Genomic DNA, 22,900 nt, shown 5'->3' with positions numbered 1-22,900 from the left:
AAAAACTCCTAAGACTTAGAGGGTTTAAAACACAGCTCAGTGCCTTCTTGATAGACAACATACGCGCGACGCCATGGTTCATCGCCGATTAAACGCCATTTATGGCCGGTTCCCGTGTTATCTTGGGCGAGTAAAATATCACCCGGTTTAATAATAAACGTTGAACCATCTTTGGTTTCAAACTCTAAAGTACCAGTAAGTGTGATGACATAGCGTGGAACAGGATCTTTGTGCCAATCCCATGACCCGCCTGAAGAGGTTTCGCGGAAGGATAATTCACTAACGGCAATAGCAGGAGTTTCGCTATCTCCTCTCGCTTCTCCACTTAATTCAATCGTGCCTTCTTCAAACAGAGAATTACCATCTTCACCGGTCCACATACGAACACAACGTATCATATTATTAACCTCTTAAGTTTTGTATGGATGAACAAACAAGCTAATAGGTAAACATGAAGCACTTTTAACAAAAGATATTGTCAAATAGTCATATTAAGATAACTCTAAATAAGTGTACTTTTAGAATAAATATTCTATTCAACTATTGTATCCTATTCTATTTAAAATAAATACTGTAGGAATTGGTAGGATGTTTTCCGATGATATTTATTTGAATGACAAAAAATAAAACAAATGGCGACGTAACTTATTGATAATAAATAAACTATTTATTTTTTTTATTATGGGTCAAACCACACATCAATAAATAGAAAATTAACGTAATAAATAAAAAAATATAAATAGAAATAAACACGATTTAATTTTCCTTCCTAATTCTAATCAAGAAGGAAAATAGAATAATATAAATAGCATTATTTTTAATGAGTTAAAATATTATTTAAGGCAAGATGCTGAATAAGCATGATGGTTTTACCATCGACAATTTCGCCCGTTTTTATGGCGGCCAATGCTTTAGGAAATGGCCACTCTAATACCTCAATATCTTCACCTTCTTCAGCAAGGCCACCACCTGAGCTAATTCGATCTTGGTCATGATATTCTGCGATATAAAAATACAGTTTTTCAGTTACAGAGCCTGGGCTCATATAAGCTTCAAAAATTTTTTCAATTTTTTCAATACGAAATCCGGTTTCTTCTTCCGCTTCAGCACGTATACGTTGTTCTGGTGAGGCGTTATCCAGTAATCCAGCGGCGGCTTCGATGAGTAAATGCTGGTATCCATTAATATATAAAGGAAAACGAAACTGGCGGATCAGTACAATCGTATTTTTCACTCGATTGTATAGCAAAATCACCGCACCATTTCCTCTATCATAGGATTCGCGGGTTTGTTGTTGCCAACTGCCATCACGGCGCTGAAGTTCATAAGTGTATTTCTTCAGTGTATACCAATTATCAGAGAGCAAAGTTTCTTGAATATTACGAACTTGAGGGATTTTAGTCGACATGATATGACCTTCGTAATGATGATAGCTGTTAATCTAGCATTGTCATCAATATCTCGAAATAGGAAATCATGCTAGTTGCACCCTATTGAAGGGAATAAAGGATAGATAAGGCAGCTTGGATGCCAAGCCACCTTATCAAATCAACGTTATTTAATCAGTTGGATCTGTTTCACTTCCACTTCTCGTGAGTTCCAATCTTTGTCAATTTTACCGCGGATCTCCACTTTATCTTTTGGCGTTACGTTAAGGCCATTCCATCTTTTTGGACTAATTTCAAGATTGATGGTGCCTGTACCATCGGTAAATTCATAATGTTTCTGATCCAACTGTTTAACGATATTACCACGCAGAATTACCCAGCTATCATCAGAGAGATCTAATGCTTTAGCGACAGTGGTTTCGCCACTACTTGGTCCCGTGAAACCACCTGATTGGGAAGTTTGAGCGGTGGTATTTTGGGTTGCACCTGGTCCATCAAAGCCACCATTTACAGCCAGTACTGGTGCAGAAGCTAATGCCGCAATCAAGGTAATTAAAGGTAATGTTTTCATAGTGGTCCTCTCCATTTGGTTACCAAAATTTGTTTACGGGAGCTATTAAAACAAAAAATTCTTAACAGGATCTTAAGGGAATCCCATAAAAAAATATATTTTAAATTTAGGCCATAACAGCTGGTCATCGCTAAACGAATCGGATAAATATAATAATATGCTAACACAGGAGAGAAGCATGCGTATTTTGCTGATAGAAGATGACCGATTAATTGGTGATGGTTTAAAAGTGGGCTTAAGCCAGTTAGGCTTTACCATTGATTGGTTTACTGATGGAAAACAGGGGCAAGTTGCGCTACTTGATGCACCATACGATGCCGTGATCCTCGATCTTTCTCTACCGAGTTTAGACGGCATGGATATTTTGAAATATTGGCGTCAAGAAGGGCGCGATGAGCCTGTTCTCATACTGACTGCCAGAGATGCATTGGATCAGCGTGTTCAGGGGTTACAGCAAGGTGCCGATGATTATCTCTGTAAACCTTTTGCCCTCGCTGAGGTTGCCGCGCGGTTACAGGCTTTAATTCGTCGGCGAAGCGGGCAGTTATCACCCATACTCAAACATGGTGATGTAGAAATGGATCCTGTGGCGATGACGGTAACTTGTCATGGTAAATTTATCGAATTAAAAAGCAAAGAGTTATCCTTGTTATCGCTATTTCTACATAATCCAAATAAGGTGTTGTCCCGAACGATGATAGAGGAAAAATTATATAACTGGGATGAAGAAGTATCGAGCAATGCTGTTGAGGTGCATATTCATCATTTACGCCGCAAATTAGGATCGGGTTTTATCCGGACGGTTCATGGTGTTGGTTACCGTTTAGGTGAAGCGGTATGAAAACCTTTAGTTTACGTTTAAAGCTAACGCTGATACTGCTGTTACTTGCCTTAATGACATGGGGTATCGCGAGTTTACTCGCATGGCATCAAACCTATAAAACCATTAATGAATTATTTGATACCCAGCAAATGGTTTTCGCCAAACGCTTATCCGTATTACCTTCTGACCTTGACTTTAATAATACGTCATTAGCAAAAACGAAAAAAATCTTACGTAAAAATCGGGGCCATCAAGATGATGATGCACTGGCATTCGCTATTTTTACACCTCAAGGCGAAATGGTCCTCAACGATGGTGATAATGGGCGTAAAATTCCCTTCAGTTTTTCTCGGGAAGGTTTTACTGAAGGCAAAATTAAAGGGAGTGATGACGAATGGCGTTTTGTCTGGTTAAAGTCCTCGGAAGGGCAATATATTATTGCAGTAGGGCAAGAGTGGGAATATCGGCAAGACCTGGCAATGGACATTATGGTTGCTCAGTTTTTGCCTTGGTTAATCGCTTTACCGACGCTGTTGATTGTATTTTTATGGTTATTAACCCGAGCATTGCGCCCCTTACATCAAGTGGCTACTCAGCTCTATCAACGGCGGCCAGATGAATTAACGTCGGTTCAGGTCGAACGCTTGCCGTCAGAAGTTAAGCCTATGTTAGATGCGCTTAACCACTTATTTGAACGGATCCAGACGATGTTTGCCCGCGAACGGCAATTTACCTCCGATGCGGCACATGAGTTACGTAGCCCATTAGCCGCCCTTAAAGTTCAGGCTGAAGTCGTGCAAATAGCAGGGCAAGACTCAGCAATCCGCGAACATGCGGTGGCCAATTTATCCGAAGGTATCGATAGAGCAACACGCCTTGTTGACCAACTCCTGACACTTTCGCGCTTAGAATCACTGTCACAACTGGACGATATTGAGCAGCTATCATGGCTTGCATTAATTCAGTCATCAATTAAAGATATTGAGTTAGAGGCTAAGGCGGCACAAGTTACCATTGATGTCAGTGTGCTCAGTGAACCATCATCATTTACAGGACAACGTTTGTTATTAGCTATCTTACTGAGAAATATACTGCATAATGCGATCCGTTATGGGAAGACGGGTGGGAAAGTTGAAATAGAATTAAATAATAATGACCTAACGATTAAGGATGATGGGGCGGGAGTTCCGCTAGAGGTGCTGAAGCGATTAGGTGAACGTTTTTATCGTCCAGCAGGGCAAGAAAAAACGGGCAGTGGATTAGGATTATCGATTGTTAAACGTATCGCTGAATTACATCATTTTAAATTAGCGTTTACGAATGGTGAAAATGGCGGTTTTTGTGTGAAAATACATTGGTCATAATGATTGGTTATTAATATATTTCAAATAATTATTCACCGTGTAAATTTAAAGGTAATACGCTTTCTTTAGAATAACGCTCTCTTGGTATGGAAATCTGTGCCTCTCGATACGATGCCATTCTCTATGTGCACGACAGCAATATTTCCGTGCACTAGAGAGGGTGAAATTTATTGTCCTAGTTCTGCTTTTATCAGGGTTATCACTTTATTAATTTCAGGTTCAGTCAGTGCCCCATCTTTGAAATACAGTACTTTTCCTTCTTTATTCAATAGGATAATCGCTGAGCTTTCAGGGGTGAGGCTCCATGCTTTTTTAACGACACCATCACTATCAACAATAAATTGTGAGTAAGGAAACTCTTTCTTGCTATCCTCAACGCTATTACTCACAAAAACACCGGTGCCGAAAATGGCATCATCGGCATTAATAATTGAGGTTGTTTGATAGGTATCATGAGGAAAGCGGGCTTTTTTGATCGCTTCAATCAGTGGTGCATTGAGTTCTTTAGCTGAAGAGCGCCCCGCAATATGTTGAATTGTCCGAACTTTTCCAGGTAGCTGTTGGCTTTTCCATTCTTGATAAGAAAATTTTCCATCAGGACTTAATTGCATTTCACCTTTATCAGTCACTGAAACAGGGGGAACGGATTGGTTAAGTTGGATTGGGCTTGCCAAGGCGGTAGAGGAGAGGGTTAGTAGGCAAGCAAATAAAAAACTCTTCTTAATCATTATATTACCTCTTTTGTTATATTTTGATGCATCAACGAGAAATGAACCATCACAAAAATGTGTTGTGCTTACAGTTATAGCATAGCTCATCCGATGAGTTGTGAAACCAAAATTAACATTTTTGCAAAATTTAGCATAACTACAAAGTTTTTGAGGTTATTGACAGAATGTTTGTAGTGTCATTTTCTGTAAATGAATTGAATAAAACTGCAATAATCGAACCAAAGTAAATATTCCTGGTCTATTATTAACGAGCGGTATGAGTGAAGAGTATCGTAAGACAAAAGGAAAGGAAAAGTTCTAATGAAAATATTTAACCGTTATAACCCATCCAAAATTGCACTCTACGTTAAAACGCTATTCCGTGGTCGTATCTACATCAAAGGCTTTGGGGCTTTTGAGTTTAATTATGGCAAAATCTTACCACCAAAGGTGGGCGACAAGCGCCACTACAATGTGATGAGTGAGGTGAACAAACAAGTATTGGTACTACAGTCTGAGTTGGGGTAGTTGCTGTTAGCCTAAATAGCAAATTGCTATTGAGCTAAAAACAGCGCCACATAGAGTGGCGCGTTAAGCGAAACGGCTTCGCTGTAAAGCATTAATGCTTAGTTTGTTGTGTTGGTTGTTCTGCGTTAGCCGTTTCCACGTTACTTTTTCCTGCTTGAACCACGACGGCTGCTGGCGGTGTTGTGACTCGGGTAACAAGTAATTGATCGATCTTGTAGTTATCAATATCAACCACTTCAAATTTATACCCCGCATATTTGACATAATCAGTACGCTTTGGCATTTTTCTTAAGCGATACATCATAAAACCAGCAATGGTCTCATAGTTGCTAACGTCAGGAAATTCATCAATATCCAAAATACGTTGCACATCTTCAATAGGGGTTCCGCCTTCAACTAACCATGAGTTTTCATCTCGTGAGATGATCTGCTCTTCTTGGCCTGGCCCGATAAGATCCCCCATTAACGTGATCATCACATCATTAATTGTGATCAGCCCCATAACGAGAGCGTATTCATTGAGGATCACCGCAAAGTCAACGCCATTAGCTTTAAAGGCCTCAAGAGTGTCAGACAAAGAGAGCGTATCAGGGATCATTAAGGCATTTTGAATATGAACACCATCTTGTAAATTAAGACTTTGGCCATTCAATACACGGTTTAATAGGACCTTCGAGTCAACATAACCAATGACATGATCAATATCACCGCTACACACTAAAAATTTGGAGTGTGGCTCGGTTGAAATTTTGTGTTTGATGCTCTCTTCGGATTCATCTTTATCAAAGTAAATAATACTTTCACGCGGGGTCATTGCCGATGGAACCGTGCGAGATTCCAGTTCAAAGACATTTTCAATCAACTCATGCTCTTGTTTACGCAATACGCCAGCAACAGCGCCTGCTTCAACAACAGCAAAAATATCATCTGAAGTGATATCTTCATTACGCGCAGTGGGTAACTTGAAAATTTTGAAAATCAAGTTAGCAAGGCCATTGAAGAACCAAACTAGTGGGCTGAGTAGGGTTAAACACAAACGCATTGGGTTAACAATCCGTACAGCGATAGCTTCGGGTTTTACCATTCCAATACGTTTAGGGGTTAAGTCTGCCACTAAAATAAATAGGCTGGTGACAATGGTAAATGACAGAATAGATGCAGTTTGTTGTGCCCACTCGGGAGAAAGGAAATTAATAAAAATGTCTTGTAATGCAGGTGAAAAGGCAGATTCACCGACAATCCCTGCCAAGATGGCGACCGCATTTAGGCCGATTTGAACCACAGTAAAAAACATACCGGGCATTTCCTGTAATTTCAGGACTCGTGCCGCATTAATGTTGCCCTCATCGGCCATTAACTTGAGTTTGATACGACGAGAAGCTGCCAGTGAAATTTCTGACAACGAAAAAAATGCGCTAATTGCACATAATAAAAGAACGATCAGTAAACTATTAAGCATAAATTATCCAAATATTACCTTCAGGAACATCTGACCCTTTATGGAGGATCCCCTGAAGGCAACTCTTTCTACTACAGAGATAAAATAGCGCGGAGGTGCGCAAAATTGGGTTAGTGACGTTATTATAGCATTAGGTTAAATTTTCTGCCTAGTTTATGTTCTGTGGCGGTAAACAAATTCCAGTTCCTCCTAATCCACAATAGCCTGCTGGATTTTTATGGAGGTATTGTTGGTGGTAATCTTCCGCAAAATAAAAGGTTTCTAATGGTGCGATTTCTGTGGTGATTTGGCGAGTATCATTTTGAGCAACCATCGCTTGTTGATAAGCCGCTCGTGTCTCTCGTGCTTGCTGTAATTGTGAATCAGAAACGGTATAGAGGGCTGAACGATATTGTGTGCCAATATCACCGCCTTGACGCATGCCTTGGGCTGGATCATGGTTTTCCCAAAACAGAGTTAATAGATCAGTATAGCGGATAGTCTGTGGATCAAAGACCACTCTAACAATCTCGGTATGGCCTGTCAGTCCTGTGCAAACTTCTTCATAGGTTGGGTTTGGGGTAATCCCTCCACTATAGCCAACAGAGGTGGAATAAACGCCGGACTGCTGCCAAAACAAGCGCTCAGCGCCCCAAAAACAACCCATCGCAAAATAGGCAACTTCAGCATTCTTCGGAATATTATCAATCGAATACTGGTTCACCGCATGGTATGGTGAATGGGGAATGGCGGTTTCTCTACCGGGTAGCGCTTGCGAAATACTCACGGGTTGTAATTTATTAGAAGACATAACAGATTCCTATGTGTGGTAATGTGCATTTTCGGTAAAAATTAGGATAAAAACTTGTATCTAGAGTTTATTTTACTCAAAATAAATTGATATGAAGTGTTTAGTCAAATTATCAATGATCTTAGGAGCGGGCGTGTCAAAATACCCTATCATCTGTTTTCTAACCTTAATGGCGACAGTTCCTGCTGCGTATAGCGCAAATCTACGCCTTAATATTGAAGGACTTGAAGGGCAACCTAATCAGAACGTCCGTGTTCAGCTTTCTAATATTTCTCAGGATGAAGTGGTGCCTAATGGTCGCTTTCGTGCTCGTGTCACAAAAGCAATCGAGGAAGGTCTGAAACCACTTGGATACTATCAGCCTAAAATTGAGTTCACTTATCAAGAAAATAAGCCACCAGCACGTTCCGTATTAACGGCGAAAGTCACACTGGGCGAACCTGTTCGAGTACAAGGTGTTAATATTACATTAGAAGGGGGAGCGAAAAACGACCCTGACTATGCAAAAATGATAAAAAATAACACACCTAAGATCGGTACGATCCAGAATGATGGCGAATATGAAAGCTTTAAAGGTAAATTTAGTGGGCTTGCGATCCGTAAAGGTTATTTTGATGCGATCATGGAGAAAAGCCAACTAGGCATATCACTTGATCACCATGCCTCTTATTGGGACTTTGACTTTAATAGTGGTGAGCGTTACCGATTTGGTGACATTTCCTATGAAGGTTCTCAAATCCGCACTGATTATCTGAACAACCTCGCGCCTTTTAAAGAAGGTGAATATTACACTTCAGAACAACTGGCCGAATTTAACCGCCGATTAGTGGAAACGGGTTGGTTTACTTCCGCCATTGTGACTCCCAATATCGCTAAAGCTCGGGAAGAGCACACTGACCTGTTGCCAATGGAAGGGGTGATGGTTCCTCGTGCAAAAAACTTCGTTGAATTAGGTGGTGGTTATGCCACTGACGTTGGTCCTCGTGTTAAAGCAACATGGAATAGGCCTTGGGTAAACTCGCGAGGGCAAAGTATTACCTCAAATATCAGTTTATCGCAGCCTGAACAGATTATTGATGCTAGCTATAAGATCCCCCTTAAAGCCAATCCTTTAGAACAATATTATGCGGTTCAAGGGGGGTATAAACGTACTGACTTAAACGACACAGAGTCCGATACGACGACCCTAAACGTGTCACGTAATTGGGATTATTCCAGCGGCTGGCAATATGGCGTGAACATGCGTTGGATGTTGAGCCACTTTACCCAAGCGGATGTCACGAATACCACGATGTTGCTTTATCCTGGGGCTAATGTTAGCCGAATTCGCCAACGTGGTGGTGTGATGCCAAGTTGGGGGGACAGTCAGCGTTACTCTATTGATTATTCGAATGAAATTTGGGGCTCCGATATCGATTTTCTTGTATTGCAAACTAAGCAAGTGTGGATCCGCTCCCCATGGGAAGGCCATCGTTTTGTATTCAGAGGAAATTTAGGGTGGATTGAAACGAATAATTTTGACAAGGTGCCACCAGACTTACGTTTCTTTGCCGGTGGTGATGGCAGTGTACGTGGTTATGGTTACCAAAAAATCTCACCAGAGGATAGCAAAGGTAAACTAACAGGGGCATCTAAACTGGTCGTGGGTTCCATTGAATACGATTATAACTTCACGGGTAACTGGTGGGGTGCTGTGTTTATTGATAGTGGTGAAGCCGTTAACGATATTAAGAAAAGTGATTTTAAAACGGGGGCTGGTGTTGGTGTCCGCTGGGTTTCTCCGGTAGGACCAATAAAATTCGACCTAGCGACTCCGATCGGGGATCCTGATAATAATAAAATACAATTTTATATCGGCTTGGGGACTGAACTATGAAATGGATGAAGTGGTTAAAATGGACAGCTCTTGCCGTTTTACTTGTATTGATCTTGATTGTTGCCGCACTAAGTTGGGTATTGGGTACGCAATCAGGCCTCCATTTTGCACTTAATAGTGCGACACGTTTTGTACCTGGGCTAGAGATCCGCTCTATTGATGGGGATATCAATAATCTGACCTTGGCTGGGGTAAAATACCAAATGCCGGGCGTCGATGTTGATGCAGAAAAACTGCATCTTGCATTACGTTTAGGCTGTTTGACTAGTCGCGAGCTTTGCATTGATGATCTTTCGACTGAAAATGTTATCGTCAATGTTGATACCTCAAAAATGCCTCCTTCAGAAGAAACGCCGCCTTCTGAGCCATTAACCGAATTGAATGCACCACTCACGATTAATCTCAATCAATTACAATTAACATCAACCAAAGTTAATGTTGATGGGATGGCGATTGACCTCGAAAAGTTTAAGACAGGTATTCACTGGCAGCAAAAAGCACTGACATTAGCACCCACGGATGTGATTAATTTAGCGATTAATCTGCCAGTAAGCGAAGAACCGCAGCCAGATGAACCCGTGACAGAAGTTCCTGTTGGTGAAGAAAAATCGATTGGCGAAACGCTGAAGGAACTGTTCGCTAAACCATTACTGGCGGAATTACCGGAAGTGATCCTTCCTGTCGATTTAAATGTTGAAGGGATCAACGGTTCGAATTTACAGCTAACAGGCGCGACGGACGTTGTGATCAATAGCTTGAATTTAACGCTTTCAAATGATGGGCAAAATGTCCTACTGAAGAAATTTACGGTTGATTCGCCCCAAGGTCACCTTGCCTTATCGGGAACAGCAACATTAGCCGATAAATGGCCTGTTTCTCTGTCGATTACTGGGGAAAGCCGTCTAGAAGACTTTGATGGTCAAAAAGTCGATTTATCACTCAAAGGTGGGTTACTTGAGGAGCTAAAACTCGCACTGAACTTAAGTGGACCGGTGAACGCAACCTTAGCGGCTCAAGCCGACCTTGCCCAAGCTGACTTACCTATTCAGTTAACGTTAGAAAGCCAGAAACTGAGTTGGCCATTAGTGGGTGATGCTCAATATCAACTTGATGGTACACGTTTACGTTTGAATGGCCGACCTTCTGCTTATGATTTATCTCTTCGCTCAGCGATAACTGGGCAGGAAATTCCACCATCCACATTGATGTTGGATGCGAAAGGGAATGAAGAGCAAGTCAATATTACTCGTCTGCGATTAGCGGCTTTACAGGGTAATGCTGATATTACGGGTGTCGCTGATTGGAGCAAAGCAATCAGTTGGAATGCCGTATTGACCTTATCAGGTATCAATACGGCTAAGCAATGGCCGGAATGGCCTGCAAAAGTCGATGGTAAGATTGCGACCCGGGGTAGCCTTTATGGTGGCAGCTGGCAGTTACAAATACCTGAAATTACGTTAGATGGTAATGTTAAGAATAACTTACTCAAAGCGCGAGGTGAGGCGACTGGTAATGCTGCTGGACAGTGGAATATTCCAGCGCTGAAACTTTCACTCGGAAAAAACCACCTTGATGTTAAAGGAAACCTATCAGATAAATGGAATTTAGACACGAAAATCAATGCGCCGGGATTGGATGGCATATTGCCGGGCCTTGGTGGGGTGATTATCGGTGATGTTAAATTACGAGGTGACCTGCAAGCGCCTGAAATATTGGCGGATTTAACAGCTCGTGGCGTAAGATGGCAAAAAGAGCTGTCTGTCGATAATGTTGTTATCAAAGGTAAAGTGGCTTCAGGTGAACAGATCAAAGGTGACTTATCCGTCGTTGTTCGCCAGTTAAAACAAGCTGACCTCGTCATCAGTCGCTTAACTTTGGATGCGAAAGGTAGCGAAAAGCAACATACCTTAAAGCTGGATGTGAGTGGGGAACCCGTCTCTGGCCATCTAACATTAGCAGGTGGGTTTGATCGCCAAACTGAGGTTTGGAAAGGCAACCTGAGTAATACCTTGTTTGAAACCCCCGTTGGTGAATGGAAACTCAGCAAGGCCATGGCTCTTGATTATGCAAATCAAACTCAAGAAGTGACGATTGGTACCCATTGCTGGGTGAATATCAATGCGCGCCTTTGTGTGCCAAAACCAATTAAAGCAGGTAAAAACGGTAGCGCGGATATTGTGCTAGAACGCTTTGATCTTGCAATGTTGAAACCCTTCCTCACGGATGAAACACGTGTTCGCGGTGTGTTTAGTGGTAAGGCAAATGTTATTTGGAAAGATGATGGTAGCTTGCCACAAGCGAAAGTGGATCTCAAAGGCGATGGTGTTAAAGCCGTTCAGTTAGTTGATGGTACTTGGATACCGCTAGAGTTTGATACCTTGACGTTAAGTGCGGCGTTGAAAAATGGTAAAGCCAATTTGGATTGGTTATTCAAAATCGCCAATAATGGTCAATTGAAAGGCAGTGTACAAATTGCGGATCTAGAAAAGAGACGTCAGCTTTCAGGTAATGTTGAGATCAATCGCATTACATTAGCGCTGATTAAGCCATTATTAGGTGAAAAAGAAGTCGCAAATGGGGATTTAAATGCCAACTTACGCCTTGGGGGAACGGCAAATAATCCATTGCTCAACGGTAACTTGGCGCTTTCCGGTTTGGAAATCAAATCATCATTGATTCCGTTTGATATTAAAAGCGGTAACCTAGGAATTGCCTTTAATGGCACGAGTTCCGTAATGACAGGGCAAATCAATACGCCAGAAGGTTATCTCAATATCAGCGGTGATGCAGATTGGCGTAAAGTTGATGCATGGCGAGCGAAAGTGATGGCAGTCGGTAATAACTTACGTGTTTCCATGCCTCCAATGGTTAAAGTTGATGTACAGCCTGATATTGTGTTTGAAGCGTCACCGACGTTACTGACATTAAATGGTAGCGTGACAATTCCATGGGCGAGGATTACGGTACAAGAGCTACCAGAATCTGCCGTTGGTGCATCTTCAGATGTGGTCATGTTAGATAGCGACTTGAAACCTATCGATAAAACCAGCACGCCAATTCCAATTCAAACTAACTTGGATATTAAGATTGGTAATGATGTTCAGTTGGATGCTTTTGGTCTGAAAGCCCGTTTGACGGGGATGTTAAAGGTATTACAAAACAAACAAGGTCTGAGCCTTAATGGACAGATCGATATTCCATCGGGGCGTTTCCGCGCTTATGGGCAGGATCTGATCGTACGTAAAGGTCAGATACAGTTCTCGGGACCTGCGGATCAACCATTCTTGAACTTAGAAGCAATTCGTAATCCAGATAACACTGCCGATAATGTTATTGCAGGTGTTAAGGTCACAGGACTTGCAGACAAGCCAAAAGTCGAGATATTCTCTGAGCCAGCCAAAACACAGCAAGAAGCTTTATCCTATCTGCTACGCGGGGAAGGATTAGAAAGCGGAGATGCTAATGGTTCACAAATGACATCGATGCTAATTGGACTCGGCGTTGCGCAAAGTGGCCAACTTGTCGGTAAAATTGGCGAAACATTTGGAGTCTCTGATTTGGCACTCGATACGCAAGGGGTTGGTGATAAATCTCAAGTCGTGGTGAGTGGAAAAATTACTAACGACCTACAAATTAAGTATGGTGTTGGTATATTTGATTCATTGGCAACGTTAACGTTACGTTATCGATTAATGCCGAAGTTATATTTGGAAGCAGTGTCTGGTGTCAATCAGGCCTTGGATCTTCTTTATCAATTTGAGTTTTAAAATATGCGTGTAATTGTTTATGGCAGTTTAAGGCGCAAGCAAGGGAATCATCACTGGATGACTTATGCTCAGTTGCTAGGAGAGCATAGCTTAGAAGGCTATGAGCTTTATGACCTTGGCTATTATCCAGCGGTTATTAAAGGTGAAGGTGTGATTGAATGCGAAGTTTATCGCATCAATCCGTCTATTCTGACTGAATTAGACGAATTAAAGAAAAATTCGCAAGACTATGTCCGTGAGTTAATCCCTACGCCATATGGTAATGCTTGGATTTACCTGTATCGGCATTCTGTTGAAGGCTTACGCAAAATTAAGTCTGGTGATTGGCTCAAGCGCCACGAAGAAGAAGAGTAGTTAAATGCCGGTATACGTCATCGTTGCCGGCATTTTTGTTTGTTCATATCCACAAAAAAGGTGCTCACGTTACCGTTAGCACCTTTCATTTCCCCAGAAAAGGGAATTATTTTTTAGCTGCGCGTTCGAAAGAAGAGATAATTTCAGCTTTAGCCGCTTCAGCATTATCCCAACCATCAACTTTAACCCATTTGCCTTTTTCGAGATCTTTGTAGTGTTCAAAGAAATGGGTGATCTGTGCACGTAGCAATTCAGGCAGATCGTTTACGTCTTTAATGTGATCGTATTCTTTGCTTAGTTTAGTGTGCGGTACTGCCACTAATTTAGCATCTTCACCAGACTCATCTGTCATTTTCAGCACACCAACTGGACGGCAGCGAATAACGGAACCTGGTTGTAATGGATAAGGTGTTGGTACCAACACATCAACAGGATCACCATCTAAAGACAGCGTGTGATTGATGTAACCATAGTTACATGGATAGAACATCGCTGTAGACATAAAACGATCTACAAACAGAGCGCCAGAGTCTTTATCAACTTCATATTTGATAGGATCTGCATTAGCAGGGATTTCGATGATAACGTAGATATCTTCTGGCAGATCTTTACCTGCCGGTACATTGTTCAGGCCCATGAAAAAGTATCCTTTATGTTAAAAACTAATATGTCCATCAATATATTAGATCATATCCAAACAATCTAACCTATTTTGGTCCATAGCGTGGGGGGTATTATAGCCGTAAAGAGGGACAAAACTCACTAGTTGGTAAGCTATTCATAAAAAAAAAGCTGAATAAAGAGAACAAAAAAGGCGGGATAACCCCCGCCTTAGCGTAAGAAATCAAGTTATTCAGCGTCAGGGAACTCACGCATGAATGATTCTGCTTTTTCCACCATCGATGCGGTACCGACAAAAAAGGGTACGCGTTGGTGAAGCTCACTTGGTTCGATATCTAAAATACGGTCACGACCATTGCTAGCCTTACCACCTGCTTGTTCAGCAAGGAAGGCAATTGGGTTGCATTCGTATAGTAAACGCAATTTACCATTTGGGTGGCTCGCTGTGCTTGGGTAGATATAAATACCTCCCTTGAGCAAGTTACGGTGGAAGTCCGCAACGAGTGAACCAATATAGCGCGTCGTGTATGGACGACCTGTTGCTTCGTCTTGTTCTTGGCAGTACTTAATGTATTTCTTAACCCCCATAGGGAACTTAATGTAGTTACCCTCGTTGATTGAATACATTTTGCCTTCCGCTGGATACATCACTTTTTCGTGAGACAGGCAGAATACGCCAAGTGATGGATCATAAGTAAAGGCATGAACACCACAACCAGTCGTATAAACCAACATAGTGGATGAGCCATAAACGACGTAGCCAGCAGCCACTTGGCGATGGCCTGGTTGCAAGAAGTCGGCTTCAGTCACAGGCTGACCAATTGGGGTAATACGATGGTAAATAGAGAAGATTGTTCCGACGGAAACGTTTACATCGATATTAGAAGAACCATCTAATGGATCCATTAATACGACATATTTCGCGTTTTCTGCACGATCACCTTCGAAAATGACGATTTCATCTTCTTCTTCAGAGGCAATACCGGCAACTTCCCCGCGAGCTTTCAAAGCTGCTTTTAATTTTTCATTTGCATACAGGTCAAGCTTCATCTGGACTTCACCTTGTACATTCGAAACACCACTTGTGCCTAGAATGTCGACCAGTCCAGCTTTGTTAATATCACGATGGATAATTTTAGCGCCCAGTTTAATTGCTGACAGTAGTGCGGTCAGCTCTCCTGTTGCATGAGGAAAATCTTGTTGCTTATCGACGATGAATTCGCCTAATGTTTTCATGACGAAGGTCCTGAATATAATTGACAGAGGTTTGCAGGGGGGAATTGTACCCTTGCGCGGTGAGTTTATCTATACCCTTCATACTTGCTATCGCAGCGTTATGGGCTGAGTTTTGTTACCTGAGTCACATACTTGCGTATGCCCCCTTAAAATTGTTGTTGCTTGCCGCGTGTTGTCGCTTGAATGATTTTGGGAATACTCTGCATTTTTTGTTGTGGTAAGAATTCGAATTTTTGGTCTATATAAACCTAACATTGATGGGTAGAATAATGATAAACCTCATGCTATTGGATGGAAAATAATGCACATACATATTCTGGGTATCTGCGGTACGTTTATGGGTAGTTTGGCAATACTGGCTCGTTCGCTCGGGCATAAAGTGACAGGCTCCGATGCAAACGTGTACCCTCCGATGAGTACATTGCTAGAAAAACAAGGCATTGAACTCATTCAGGGCTATGACCCTAGCCAGCTTGAACCTGCACCGGATATGGTTGTTATCGGTAATGCGATGACACGCGGTAACCCTTGTGTAGAAGCGGTATTAGAAAAAGGCCTAACTTACACATCGGGCCCTCAGTGGTTACATGACCATGTTTTACCCGAGCGCTGGGTGCTTGCCGTAGCAGGAACACACGGTAAAACAACCACCGCGGGCATGTTAACATGGATATTAGAAGATTGTGGTTATAAGCCCGGCTTTCTGATCGGCGGTGTACCCGGAAACTTTGAGGCCTCTGCTCAAATTGGAGAAAGTCCTTTCTTTGTGATTGAAGCGGATGAATACGATTGTGCATTTTTTGATAAACGCTCGAAATTCGTTCATTACAGCCCAAGAACCTTAGTGTTGAATAATCTCGAATTTGATCACGCTGATATTTTCGACAACCTTGAAGCTATCCAAAAGCAATTCCACCATCTCGTCCGCATTGTGCCGAGTAACGGCAAAATTTTTATGCCCGATAATGACTCAAATCTGAAACAGGTTATTGGAATGGGGTGCTGGAGTGAACAAGAATTTATTGGTGAACATGGAGAGTGGCAAGCTAATAAATTAAACCATGATGGAAGCCATTTTGAAGTTTTCTACCAACAAGAAAAAGTGGGCGACGTTATTTGGTCACAAGTCGGCAACCATAACATCCATAATGCGTTAATGGCGATTGCAGCCGCACATCATGTTGGTGTTCCCGCAGCAGAAGCGTGTCGAGCATTACATAAGTTTATCAACGCACGTCGTCGTTTAGAGTTACGGGGTGTTGAATATGGCGTGAGTGTTTACGATGATTTTGCTCATCACCCAACGGCAATCTTAGCGACCTTAGAAGCGTTACGCAGTAAAGTTGGCGGTACTTCACGGATTATTGCGGTACTTGAGCCTCGCTCAAATACCATGAAGATGGGGATCAGTAAAAATGATATTGCACCATCATTAGGCCGTGCTGATGAAGTGTTTCTCTTCCAACCTGCGAATATTCCTTGGATGGTGACAGAAATCGCTGAAAATTGTGTGCAACCCGCACGTTGGAGTTCTGATATTGAAGCGTTAGCGAACATGGTGATTGAGACCGCACAGCCAGGTGATCATATTTTGGTCATGAGTAATGGTGGTTTTGGTGATATCCACGGTAAATTGCTTGCGGGACTTAAAAAGAAATCCGAAGCCGAAGGCGAAAATTAAAATAAGCCTTAATAAAAAAGGCAGCTTAACGAAAGTGTTTCATTGGTTGAGTCACTTCTGAAGCTGCTTTTTTATTGCAGATGATCATCGGGCGGTCATGAGATAAGGTCAGAATTGACGACTACAGTGACCGCATCGATGTGAAAGAAGGGGCGAGAGGCTTCCCGCCTGAGTGACAACAGTCTTAGAGTTCTTGATCAAAAAGCGCAAGGATCGCTTCATAAAGCTCTTTAGTGGTGAAATTATTCGCTGGCGTAGAAAAAATAGTATCGTCACCCGCAATGCTACCTAAAATACCCTCCGCTTTCCCCAAAGAATCCAGTAAACGTGCGATCAGCTGCGCTGCACCTGGGCTGGTTCTAATCACAACAACAGAGTGATTGTAATCAATATCAAGTACAAGGTTTTTTAGTGGGCTGGTGGCAGTAGGAACACCGGGTTCAGTAGGTAAACAGTAAACCATTTCCATTTTAGCGTTACGAGTACGAACGGCACCGAACTTAGTTAACATTCTGGAAATTTTTGATTGGTTGATATTTTCAAAGCCTTGCTCTTGCAGTGCGATCACAATTTCAGCCTGAGAGCTAAATTTTTCTTCTTTAAGTAGAGCTTTAAAAGCTTTAACCAAGTCTTCTTGTTTAGACGGTGTACGCATAATTAACCCATCCTATGACAATAAATTAAGTTGTATTATCCGTAAATGTGAATTTTTATGCAACAAAATTGCGTTATGATGGTTTCGTATACAGGAACGATCTGCCTTTATGAATCGAGCACTCAACGCGGAGATGGTTTTAGCGTGAAACACTCAATTCGCACAGAAAAAAATGCGCTAATGTATTATTTGTAACAAATCCGTAAAAACTATTTATTATGTAAAGGTCAATAGTGATAAAAACTATTTGTTAAAAAAGTGCCCCTTATCTCATTAACAGATAAGGATTTTGTTTAGAATAGATAAAATGAGTACGTAAGCGTATTAACTTTAATATGCTTCAACATCTGTTAATGAATTGTTTTTTATCAGTAATGTGTTTAATGCATAACAAGATGAATCCATATACTTTTTAAAGTACAAATAAAGGAGTTTCAGAATGAAAGTTGCAGTTCTAGGCGCAGCAGGTGGTATTGGTCAAGCTCTGGCCCTTCTTCTTAAAAACCAGCTTCCAGCAGGTTCAGAACTCTCTCTATACGATATCGCACCAGTAACTCCGGGTGTTGCTGCAGACCTTAGCCATATCCCAACTGATGTGAAAGTGGTTGGTTTTTCAGGTGAAGATGCGACCCCTGCACTGAAAGGTGCCGATGTTGTACTGATCTCAGCTGGTGTTGCTCGTAAACCAGGTATGGATCGTTCAGACCTGTTTAATGTTAACGCTGGTATTATTCGTAATTTGACTCAACAAATTGCGACAACCTGTCCAAAAGCCTTGATCGGTATCATTACTAACCCTGTTAACACGACAGTGGCTATTGCTGCTGAAGTACTGAAAAAAGCAGGTGTGTATGATAAAAACCGTCTGTTTGGTGTGACAACGCTGGATATTATCCGTTCGAATACTTTCGTTGCAGAACTGAAAGGTAAGAAACCTCATGAAATCGAAGTGCCTGTCATTGGTGGTCACTCAGGCGTCACGATCCTACCTTTATTATCTCAAGTTCCAGGTGTTGAGTTCACCGAAGAGGAAATTGCTGCACTGACTAAGCGTATTCAAAACGCAGGTACTGAAGTTGTTGAAGCAAAAGCAGGTGGTGGATCTGCAACCCTGTCTATGGGTCAAGCAGCTGCACGTCTCGGCCTCTCTCTGATCCGCGGTCTGCAAGGTGAACCTAACGTGATCGAGTGTGTTTATACTGAAGGCGAAGGTGAACATGCCCGTTTCTTTGCTCAACCCGTTCGTTTAGGCAAAAACGGGATTGAAGAGCACATCTCTTACGGTAAATTAAGTGATTTTGAACAAAAAGCACTGAAAGATATGCTAGATGTACTGAAAAAAGATATCGAACTAGGCGAAAAATTCATTAACGGCTAATTGTCGCTCAGTTTTTTACTGAATTTTAAGAAAACCGCTGCTCCTAACGAATTGGGTCAGCGGTTTTTTTTATTGGTTTTTAGCGTGATGTTGATACTTTTTCTCTTATCTTTCTTTCTAATAATTCACCTGTAATGGGATTAAAATAGCGGCTTGGCCATATTTCTGATGGGTGGATTTCAAGAAAATTTGCAATAATCCATTCTCCTTTTGGCCAAGGGCGAGATAAAGCGTTCGCCAGTGTGGAAGAGCTTAAACCCGCATGTCGAGATATTGCTGCTAGAGTTGTTCCGCGTTTACGTAATGCGGCAATTATATCTGCTGGATGCCAATCCGATTTCCGTAAGATCATTTTTTAGTCCTTTTTTTACTCAGAATCATGTAGAGTTAGTAGTACATCTAACAGGACTTTGTGATACATTCACTGCAATCGTCCTGTTATTGGAAATAAAATAACAGAAATTTCCCAAAAATATTTCTAATTTTTTCTAAAAATTCAGTTTTATGAAAGGGATTCTATTTTTGTGAAATATTAGAAAGCGTTAGCAAATATATTTGTGGGTACATCTAACATATTGAAAATAAAAACTAACTACTTATAGTTATCTGAGGGAAATGGCATATTAATGATTATAGTTATAACTACTAATAATATATAAATATTATTCAGCAAAAAAAGAGAATTGTATGCTGATTTCAACTCAATTTGTTGTTATTAAAAGAAATTAAAATACACTTTACATGTATAACTCATATATTAATTAATAATAAGTTTTAATAAAAACAAATGAGAATAAGGTTATTGAGAAAATAAGCACATTTTTCAGCAATTATTATTGAATTGTAAATAATGACCAGGAGGGTCAAGTATGCAAAAAGAGTGGTTAACAGCGAAAGAGTTAGTTGGTTTAAAGGGACTGCCAATGACAACTCAGGGGATAAATGCGATGGCTCGTCGGGAAAACTGGCTATGCCGCAAACGGCGAGGTATTCAAGGAAAGGCGTTGGAATATCATATTCATAGTTTACCTGAAGGTTTATTTGATTCCTTTTCTGTTTATGAGACGCCTGCATTATATCAAGTAAAACATAATGATAATGCATTTATTTGGCAGGAAATATATTACCAACTTTCACCGGAAGAGCGCAGCGCCATTTTGGCATTTATTATGCGCGAAGGGGTAATAGCATTAGTGGATTTAATAAATAAAAAATGACCTACCTTAAAAAGAGGTCTGATGTAATTAATTAATGAAGAATACTTATATTTAAGCTCAATTAATTCTTTGTTAACAAGGTAGAGATATAGTCCTAGATATAGCCTCAACGGCAGATTTCATCATATAAATTCGAAAGAGATAATATGAAAAAAATGTGGTTCACTGCGAAAGAATTAGCAGGTTTAGAAGGCTTACCAACTTCCCCCCAAGGCGTTAATTTAATGGCGAGAAGGGAAGGATGGAAAAATCGTCGTAAGCGTGGTGTTCAAGGTAAAGCTGTAGAATATCATTTAGATAGCTTGCCTGGAGAAATACAGGGTCAACTGAGTCTTGCGGAACCCTCTGTGGGGTATCAAAGCCAAAGGATGGATGCTTTACAAATATGGACGGGCGCGTATTACCAACTGACAGAGGCTGAGCGCAATAAAATCGTTAAATATATTTTGCGCTATGGTTTATCATCATTGCTCGCTCGAATAGAACAAGAAGAAAAAGGGGAAGAATAATTTCATCCCCTAATGGCATAGAGAACTATGAATGACGTGAAATCGCGACGTTAGCAAGACCGATAAGCGCTTCTTTGTATATTGAATCATCGAGAACACTTAAGGCATCAATGGCTTTTTGCGACTCTTCCTGTGCGCGGGTATAAGTATACTCGAGCGAGCCACAACGTTTCATGGTAGCGAGTACTGTCTCTAGCAGATGACGACCATTACCTTGCTCGATCGCTTGGCGGATCAATTTAGCTTCTTCTCCAGTGCCATGATTCATTGCATGCAGAAGAGGAAGCGTTGGTTTCCCTTCATCAAGATCATCACCCGTATTTTTACCGAGTTGCGTATTATCGGCATCATAATCTAACAGATCATCAATCAATTGAAAGGCTGTACCTAAATAACGGCCATAGTCCTGTAAGGCTTTCTCTTGCTCGGGAGTTGCAGAGGCTAAAATCGCCGAAGCATGTGCAGCAGCTTCAAATAAGCGGGCTGTTTTACTGTAGATCACTTGCATATAGTTTTCTTCAGTAATGTTCGGATCGTTACAGTTCATTAGCTGTAAAACTTCACCTTCTGCGATGACGTTTGTGGCTTCTGACATCAACTTCAATACGCGCATAGAGTCAAGATCCGTCATCATCTGGAAGGATCGAGTATAAATAAAGTCTCCTACCAGTACGCTTGCCGCATTGCCGAAAACAGCATTGGCAGTTTGTTTGCCACGGCGCATATCCGATTCGTCGACCACATCATCATGTAATAAAGTGGCTGTATGGATAAACTCGATCAGGGCAGCAACTTGAATATGTTTATGCCCTGAATAGCCAAGAGATCGTCCTGCCAGCACTGCGATCATTGGACGGATCCTTTTCCCACCACCGCTAACAATGTAATAACCAAGCTGGTTAATGAGCGCAACGTCTGAATTCAATTGACTGAGGATTGCCTCGTTAACCGCTGACATATCCTCTGTAGTTAGTTCAACAATAGATTCTAAATTCATCGTAATTTATTCATATTATAAGATTTTAGCCGTCACCTGTTGCTAAAAAAAGGTGCCGCCAATAAAACAGTTATCCTGTAAGCATAACATTAATATTTCTAAGATAATTAGTTGTAATGCAAAAAATGTTTAAATAAGTAACAATTCGAGTTATTCATCATAATTTAGCGGCTAACCTGTGCATGGAATAAAAAAGTCGGTTTTTTTGTGATCTAACTGCATTATTGGCTTGTGTTCTGACGCTTTTTTGCGTAGAATTCGCGCCCTATTGTGAATATTTTATAGCGTACTCTGGAATTAAATTATTTAGCGAGTACGCGGAAAGCGGAGTTAATATGTACGCGGTTTTCCAAAGTGGTGGTAAACAACACCGAGTTAGCGAAGGTCAAACTGTCCGCCTAGAAAAGCTGGACATCGCAACAGGTGAAACTGTTGAATTTGATCACGTTCTGATGGTTGCTAATGGCGACGATATCAAAATTGGCGCTCCTGTCGTTGAAGGCGTAAAAGTGAAAGCGGAAGTGGTTGCACACGGTCGTGGCGATAAAGTTAAGATCGTCAAATTCCGTCGTCGTAAACACAGCCGTAAACAACAGGGTCACCGTCAGTGGTTCACTGATGTTAAGATCACTGGCATCGCTTAAGATTTAGGAGAGCAGATTAATGGCACACAAAAAGGCTGGCGGCTCGACTCGTAACGGTCGCGATTCAGAAGCAAAACGTCTGGGTGTAAAACGTTTCGGTGGCGAAGCTGTATTAGCAGGTAGCATCATCGTTCGTCAACGTGGTACTAAGTTCCACGCAGGTAACAACGTAGGTTGTGGCCGTGACCACACTCTGTACGCTTTAGCGGACGGAAAAGTTAAATTTGAAGTTAAAGGTCCTCAAAATCGTAAATTTATCAGCATCGAAGCTGAATAAGTTTTCTGACTTTTAATTCGAATTAAAGCCCTGCAAAAACTTTTTGCGGGGCTTT

The 22,900-nt window shown here is 41.4% G+C and carries 23 protein-coding genes; 12 read left to right on the top strand and 11 right to left on the bottom strand.

Annotated elements, in window-relative coordinates; all coding sequences use genetic code 11:
• Window positions 1-8: 8 nt before the first annotated feature.
• The 3 genes from P2E05_RS18495 to P2E05_RS18485 all read right to left on the bottom strand — a co-directional run bounded on the left by P2E05_RS18495 (window position 9) and on the right by P2E05_RS18485 (window position 1,959).
• Window positions 9-398: a hypothetical protein gene (locus P2E05_RS18495; RefSeq protein ID WP_154623671.1), complete on the bottom strand. Its 390-nt coding sequence runs from the start codon at window positions 396-398 to the stop codon at window positions 9-11.
• Window positions 399-817: 419 nt separating this feature from the next.
• A complete protein-coding gene (locus P2E05_RS18490) occupies window positions 818-1,408 on the bottom strand; it encodes an NUDIX domain-containing protein (RefSeq protein WP_163863213.1) in 591 nt (196 codons plus the stop codon).
• A 146-nt stretch (window positions 1,409-1,554) separates the two neighbouring features.
• Window positions 1,555-1,959 carry a YgiW/YdeI family stress tolerance OB fold protein gene (locus P2E05_RS18485; protein WP_154624524.1) on the bottom strand — a complete coding sequence of 135 codons (405 nt, stop codon included), beginning with the start codon at window positions 1,957-1,959 and terminating at the stop codon, window positions 1,555-1,557.
• Window positions 1,960-2,137: 178 nt separating this feature from the next.
• Here P2E05_RS18485 and qseB point away from each other — a divergent pair, with 178 nt between their 5' ends.
• Both qseB and qseC read left to right on the top strand, forming a co-directional pair.
• Complete coding sequence (qseB, locus tag P2E05_RS18480; protein WP_154624525.1) at window positions 2,138-2,800, top strand: quorum sensing response regulator transcription factor QseB; 663 nt, start codon at window positions 2,138-2,140, stop codon at window positions 2,798-2,800.
• A complete protein-coding gene (qseC, locus tag P2E05_RS18475; protein ID WP_163863211.1) occupies window positions 2,797-4,146 on the top strand; it encodes a quorum sensing histidine kinase QseC in 1,350 nt (449 codons plus the stop codon). Before qseB ends, qseC begins: the two co-directional genes overlap by 4 nt.
• Before the next feature lie 167 nt (window positions 4,147-4,313).
• Here the strand turns inward: qseC and P2E05_RS18470 are convergent, their stop codons facing one another.
• Window positions 4,314-4,874, bottom strand: a complete 561-nt coding sequence (locus tag P2E05_RS18470) for a YtfJ family protein (protein ID WP_269723538.1) — start codon at window positions 4,872-4,874, stop codon at window positions 4,314-4,316.
• A 303-nt stretch (window positions 4,875-5,177) separates the two neighbouring features.
• On the opposite strand from P2E05_RS18470, the gene P2E05_RS18465 reads away from it, so the two are divergent.
• Window positions 5,178-5,384, top strand: a complete 207-nt coding sequence (locus tag P2E05_RS18465) for a DUF1107 domain-containing protein (RefSeq protein WP_014657315.1) — start codon at window positions 5,178-5,180, stop codon at window positions 5,382-5,384.
• Window positions 5,385-5,475: 91 nt separating this feature from the next.
• On the opposite strand, the gene P2E05_RS18460 is transcribed toward P2E05_RS18465, so the two are convergent.
• Both P2E05_RS18460 and msrA read right to left on the bottom strand, forming a co-directional pair.
• On the bottom strand, window positions 5,476-6,843 hold the full coding sequence (locus tag P2E05_RS18460; protein WP_154624528.1) for a hemolysin family protein: 1,368 nt from the start codon (window positions 6,841-6,843) through the stop codon (window positions 5,476-5,478).
• Between the two features lie 148 nt (window positions 6,844-6,991).
• The gene (gene msrA / locus P2E05_RS18455) at window positions 6,992-7,633 is read right to left on the bottom strand and encodes a peptide-methionine (S)-S-oxide reductase MsrA (protein WP_269723539.1); all 642 of its coding nucleotides are present in this window, start codon (window positions 7,631-7,633) and stop codon (window positions 6,992-6,994) included.
• A 133-nt stretch (window positions 7,634-7,766) separates the two neighbouring features.
• Between msrA and tamA the strand changes: the two genes are divergently transcribed.
• The 3 genes from tamA to P2E05_RS18440 are packed head-to-tail and all read left to right on the top strand — an operon-like array spanning window position 7,767 to window position 13,630.
• The gene (gene tamA, locus P2E05_RS18450; RefSeq protein WP_163863204.1) at window positions 7,767-9,509 is read left to right on the top strand and encodes an autotransporter assembly complex protein TamA; all 1,743 of its coding nucleotides are present in this window, start codon (window positions 7,767-7,769) and stop codon (window positions 9,507-9,509) included.
• Window positions 9,506-13,276 (top strand): autotransporter assembly complex protein TamB, encoded by a 3,771-nt coding sequence (tamB, locus tag P2E05_RS18445; protein ID WP_272657849.1) that lies wholly within the window; start codon window positions 9,506-9,508, stop codon window positions 13,274-13,276. Before tamA ends, tamB begins: the two co-directional genes overlap by 4 nt.
• Before the next feature lie 3 nt (window positions 13,277-13,279).
• Window positions 13,280-13,630 (top strand): gamma-glutamylcyclotransferase family protein, encoded by a 351-nt coding sequence (locus tag P2E05_RS18440; RefSeq protein WP_154624531.1) that lies wholly within the window; start codon window positions 13,280-13,282, stop codon window positions 13,628-13,630.
• Window positions 13,631-13,736: 106 nt separating this feature from the next.
• Here the strand turns inward: P2E05_RS18440 and ppa are convergent, their stop codons facing one another.
• Window positions 13,737-14,267 (bottom strand): inorganic diphosphatase, encoded by a 531-nt coding sequence (gene ppa / locus P2E05_RS18435; protein ID WP_154624532.1) that lies wholly within the window; start codon window positions 14,265-14,267, stop codon window positions 13,737-13,739.
• Between the two features lie 212 nt (window positions 14,268-14,479).
• Window positions 14,480-15,487 carry a class 1 fructose-bisphosphatase gene (gene fbp / locus P2E05_RS18430; RefSeq protein WP_154624533.1) on the bottom strand — a complete coding sequence of 336 codons (1,008 nt, stop codon included), beginning with the start codon at window positions 15,485-15,487 and terminating at the stop codon, window positions 14,480-14,482.
• A 301-nt stretch (window positions 15,488-15,788) separates the two neighbouring features.
• Between fbp and mpl the strand changes: the two genes are divergently transcribed.
• Window positions 15,789-17,168 carry a UDP-N-acetylmuramate:L-alanyl-gamma-D-glutamyl-meso-diaminopimelate ligase gene (gene mpl / locus P2E05_RS18425; RefSeq protein ID WP_154624534.1) on the top strand — a complete coding sequence of 460 codons (1,380 nt, stop codon included), beginning with the start codon at window positions 15,789-15,791 and terminating at the stop codon, window positions 17,166-17,168.
• A 184-nt stretch (window positions 17,169-17,352) separates the two neighbouring features.
• Here mpl and argR read toward each other — a convergent pair whose 3' ends face one another.
• Window positions 17,353-17,823: a transcriptional regulator ArgR gene (gene argR / locus P2E05_RS18420; RefSeq protein WP_154624535.1), complete on the bottom strand. Its 471-nt coding sequence runs from the start codon at window positions 17,821-17,823 to the stop codon at window positions 17,353-17,355.
• Window positions 17,824-18,262: 439 nt separating this feature from the next.
• Between argR and mdh the strand changes: the two genes are divergently transcribed.
• Complete coding sequence (gene mdh, locus P2E05_RS18415; RefSeq protein ID WP_154624536.1) at window positions 18,263-19,201, top strand: malate dehydrogenase; 939 nt, start codon at window positions 18,263-18,265, stop codon at window positions 19,199-19,201.
• A gap of 79 nt (window positions 19,202-19,280) precedes the next feature.
• Here the strand turns inward: mdh and P2E05_RS18410 are convergent, their stop codons facing one another.
• Window positions 19,281-19,553 carry a helix-turn-helix domain-containing protein gene (locus tag P2E05_RS18410; protein WP_154624537.1) on the bottom strand — a complete coding sequence of 91 codons (273 nt, stop codon included), beginning with the start codon at window positions 19,551-19,553 and terminating at the stop codon, window positions 19,281-19,283.
• 517 nt (window positions 19,554-20,070) lie between these two features.
• Between P2E05_RS18410 and P2E05_RS18405 the strand changes: the two genes are divergently transcribed.
• Both P2E05_RS18405 and P2E05_RS18400 read left to right on the top strand, forming a co-directional pair.
• The gene (locus P2E05_RS18405; RefSeq protein ID WP_154622861.1) at window positions 20,071-20,418 is read left to right on the top strand and encodes a DNA-binding protein; all 348 of its coding nucleotides are present in this window, start codon (window positions 20,071-20,073) and stop codon (window positions 20,416-20,418) included.
• 146 nt (window positions 20,419-20,564) lie between these two features.
• Window positions 20,565-20,927 (top strand): DNA-binding protein, encoded by a 363-nt coding sequence (locus P2E05_RS18400; protein WP_154622860.1) that lies wholly within the window; start codon window positions 20,565-20,567, stop codon window positions 20,925-20,927.
• Window positions 20,928-20,952: 25 nt separating this feature from the next.
• Here P2E05_RS18400 and ispB read toward each other — a convergent pair whose 3' ends face one another.
• Complete coding sequence (gene ispB / locus P2E05_RS18395) at window positions 20,953-21,924, bottom strand: octaprenyl diphosphate synthase (RefSeq protein WP_276122942.1); 972 nt, start codon at window positions 21,922-21,924, stop codon at window positions 20,953-20,955.
• A gap of 335 nt (window positions 21,925-22,259) precedes the next feature.
• On the opposite strand from ispB, the gene rplU reads away from it, so the two are divergent.
• Together rplU and rpmA are read left to right on the top strand one after the other, a co-directional pair.
• Entirely contained in the window at window positions 22,260-22,568 is a 309-nt protein-coding gene (rplU, locus tag P2E05_RS18390; protein ID WP_004915752.1) for a 50S ribosomal protein L21, read from the top strand.
• A gap of 19 nt (window positions 22,569-22,587) precedes the next feature.
• Window positions 22,588-22,845, top strand: coding sequence for a 50S ribosomal protein L27 (gene rpmA / locus P2E05_RS18385; protein ID WP_004915755.1), 258 nt, complete (start codon window positions 22,588-22,590; stop codon window positions 22,843-22,845).
• Window positions 22,846-22,900 lie beyond the last annotated feature (55 nt).

Source organism: Providencia stuartii (genome assembly GCF_029277985.1).
GTDB classification, from domain to species: Bacteria; Pseudomonadota; Gammaproteobacteria; order Enterobacterales; family Enterobacteriaceae; genus Providencia; species Providencia zhejiangensis.
This window is presented reverse-complemented; position numbering and strand designations above follow the sequence as displayed.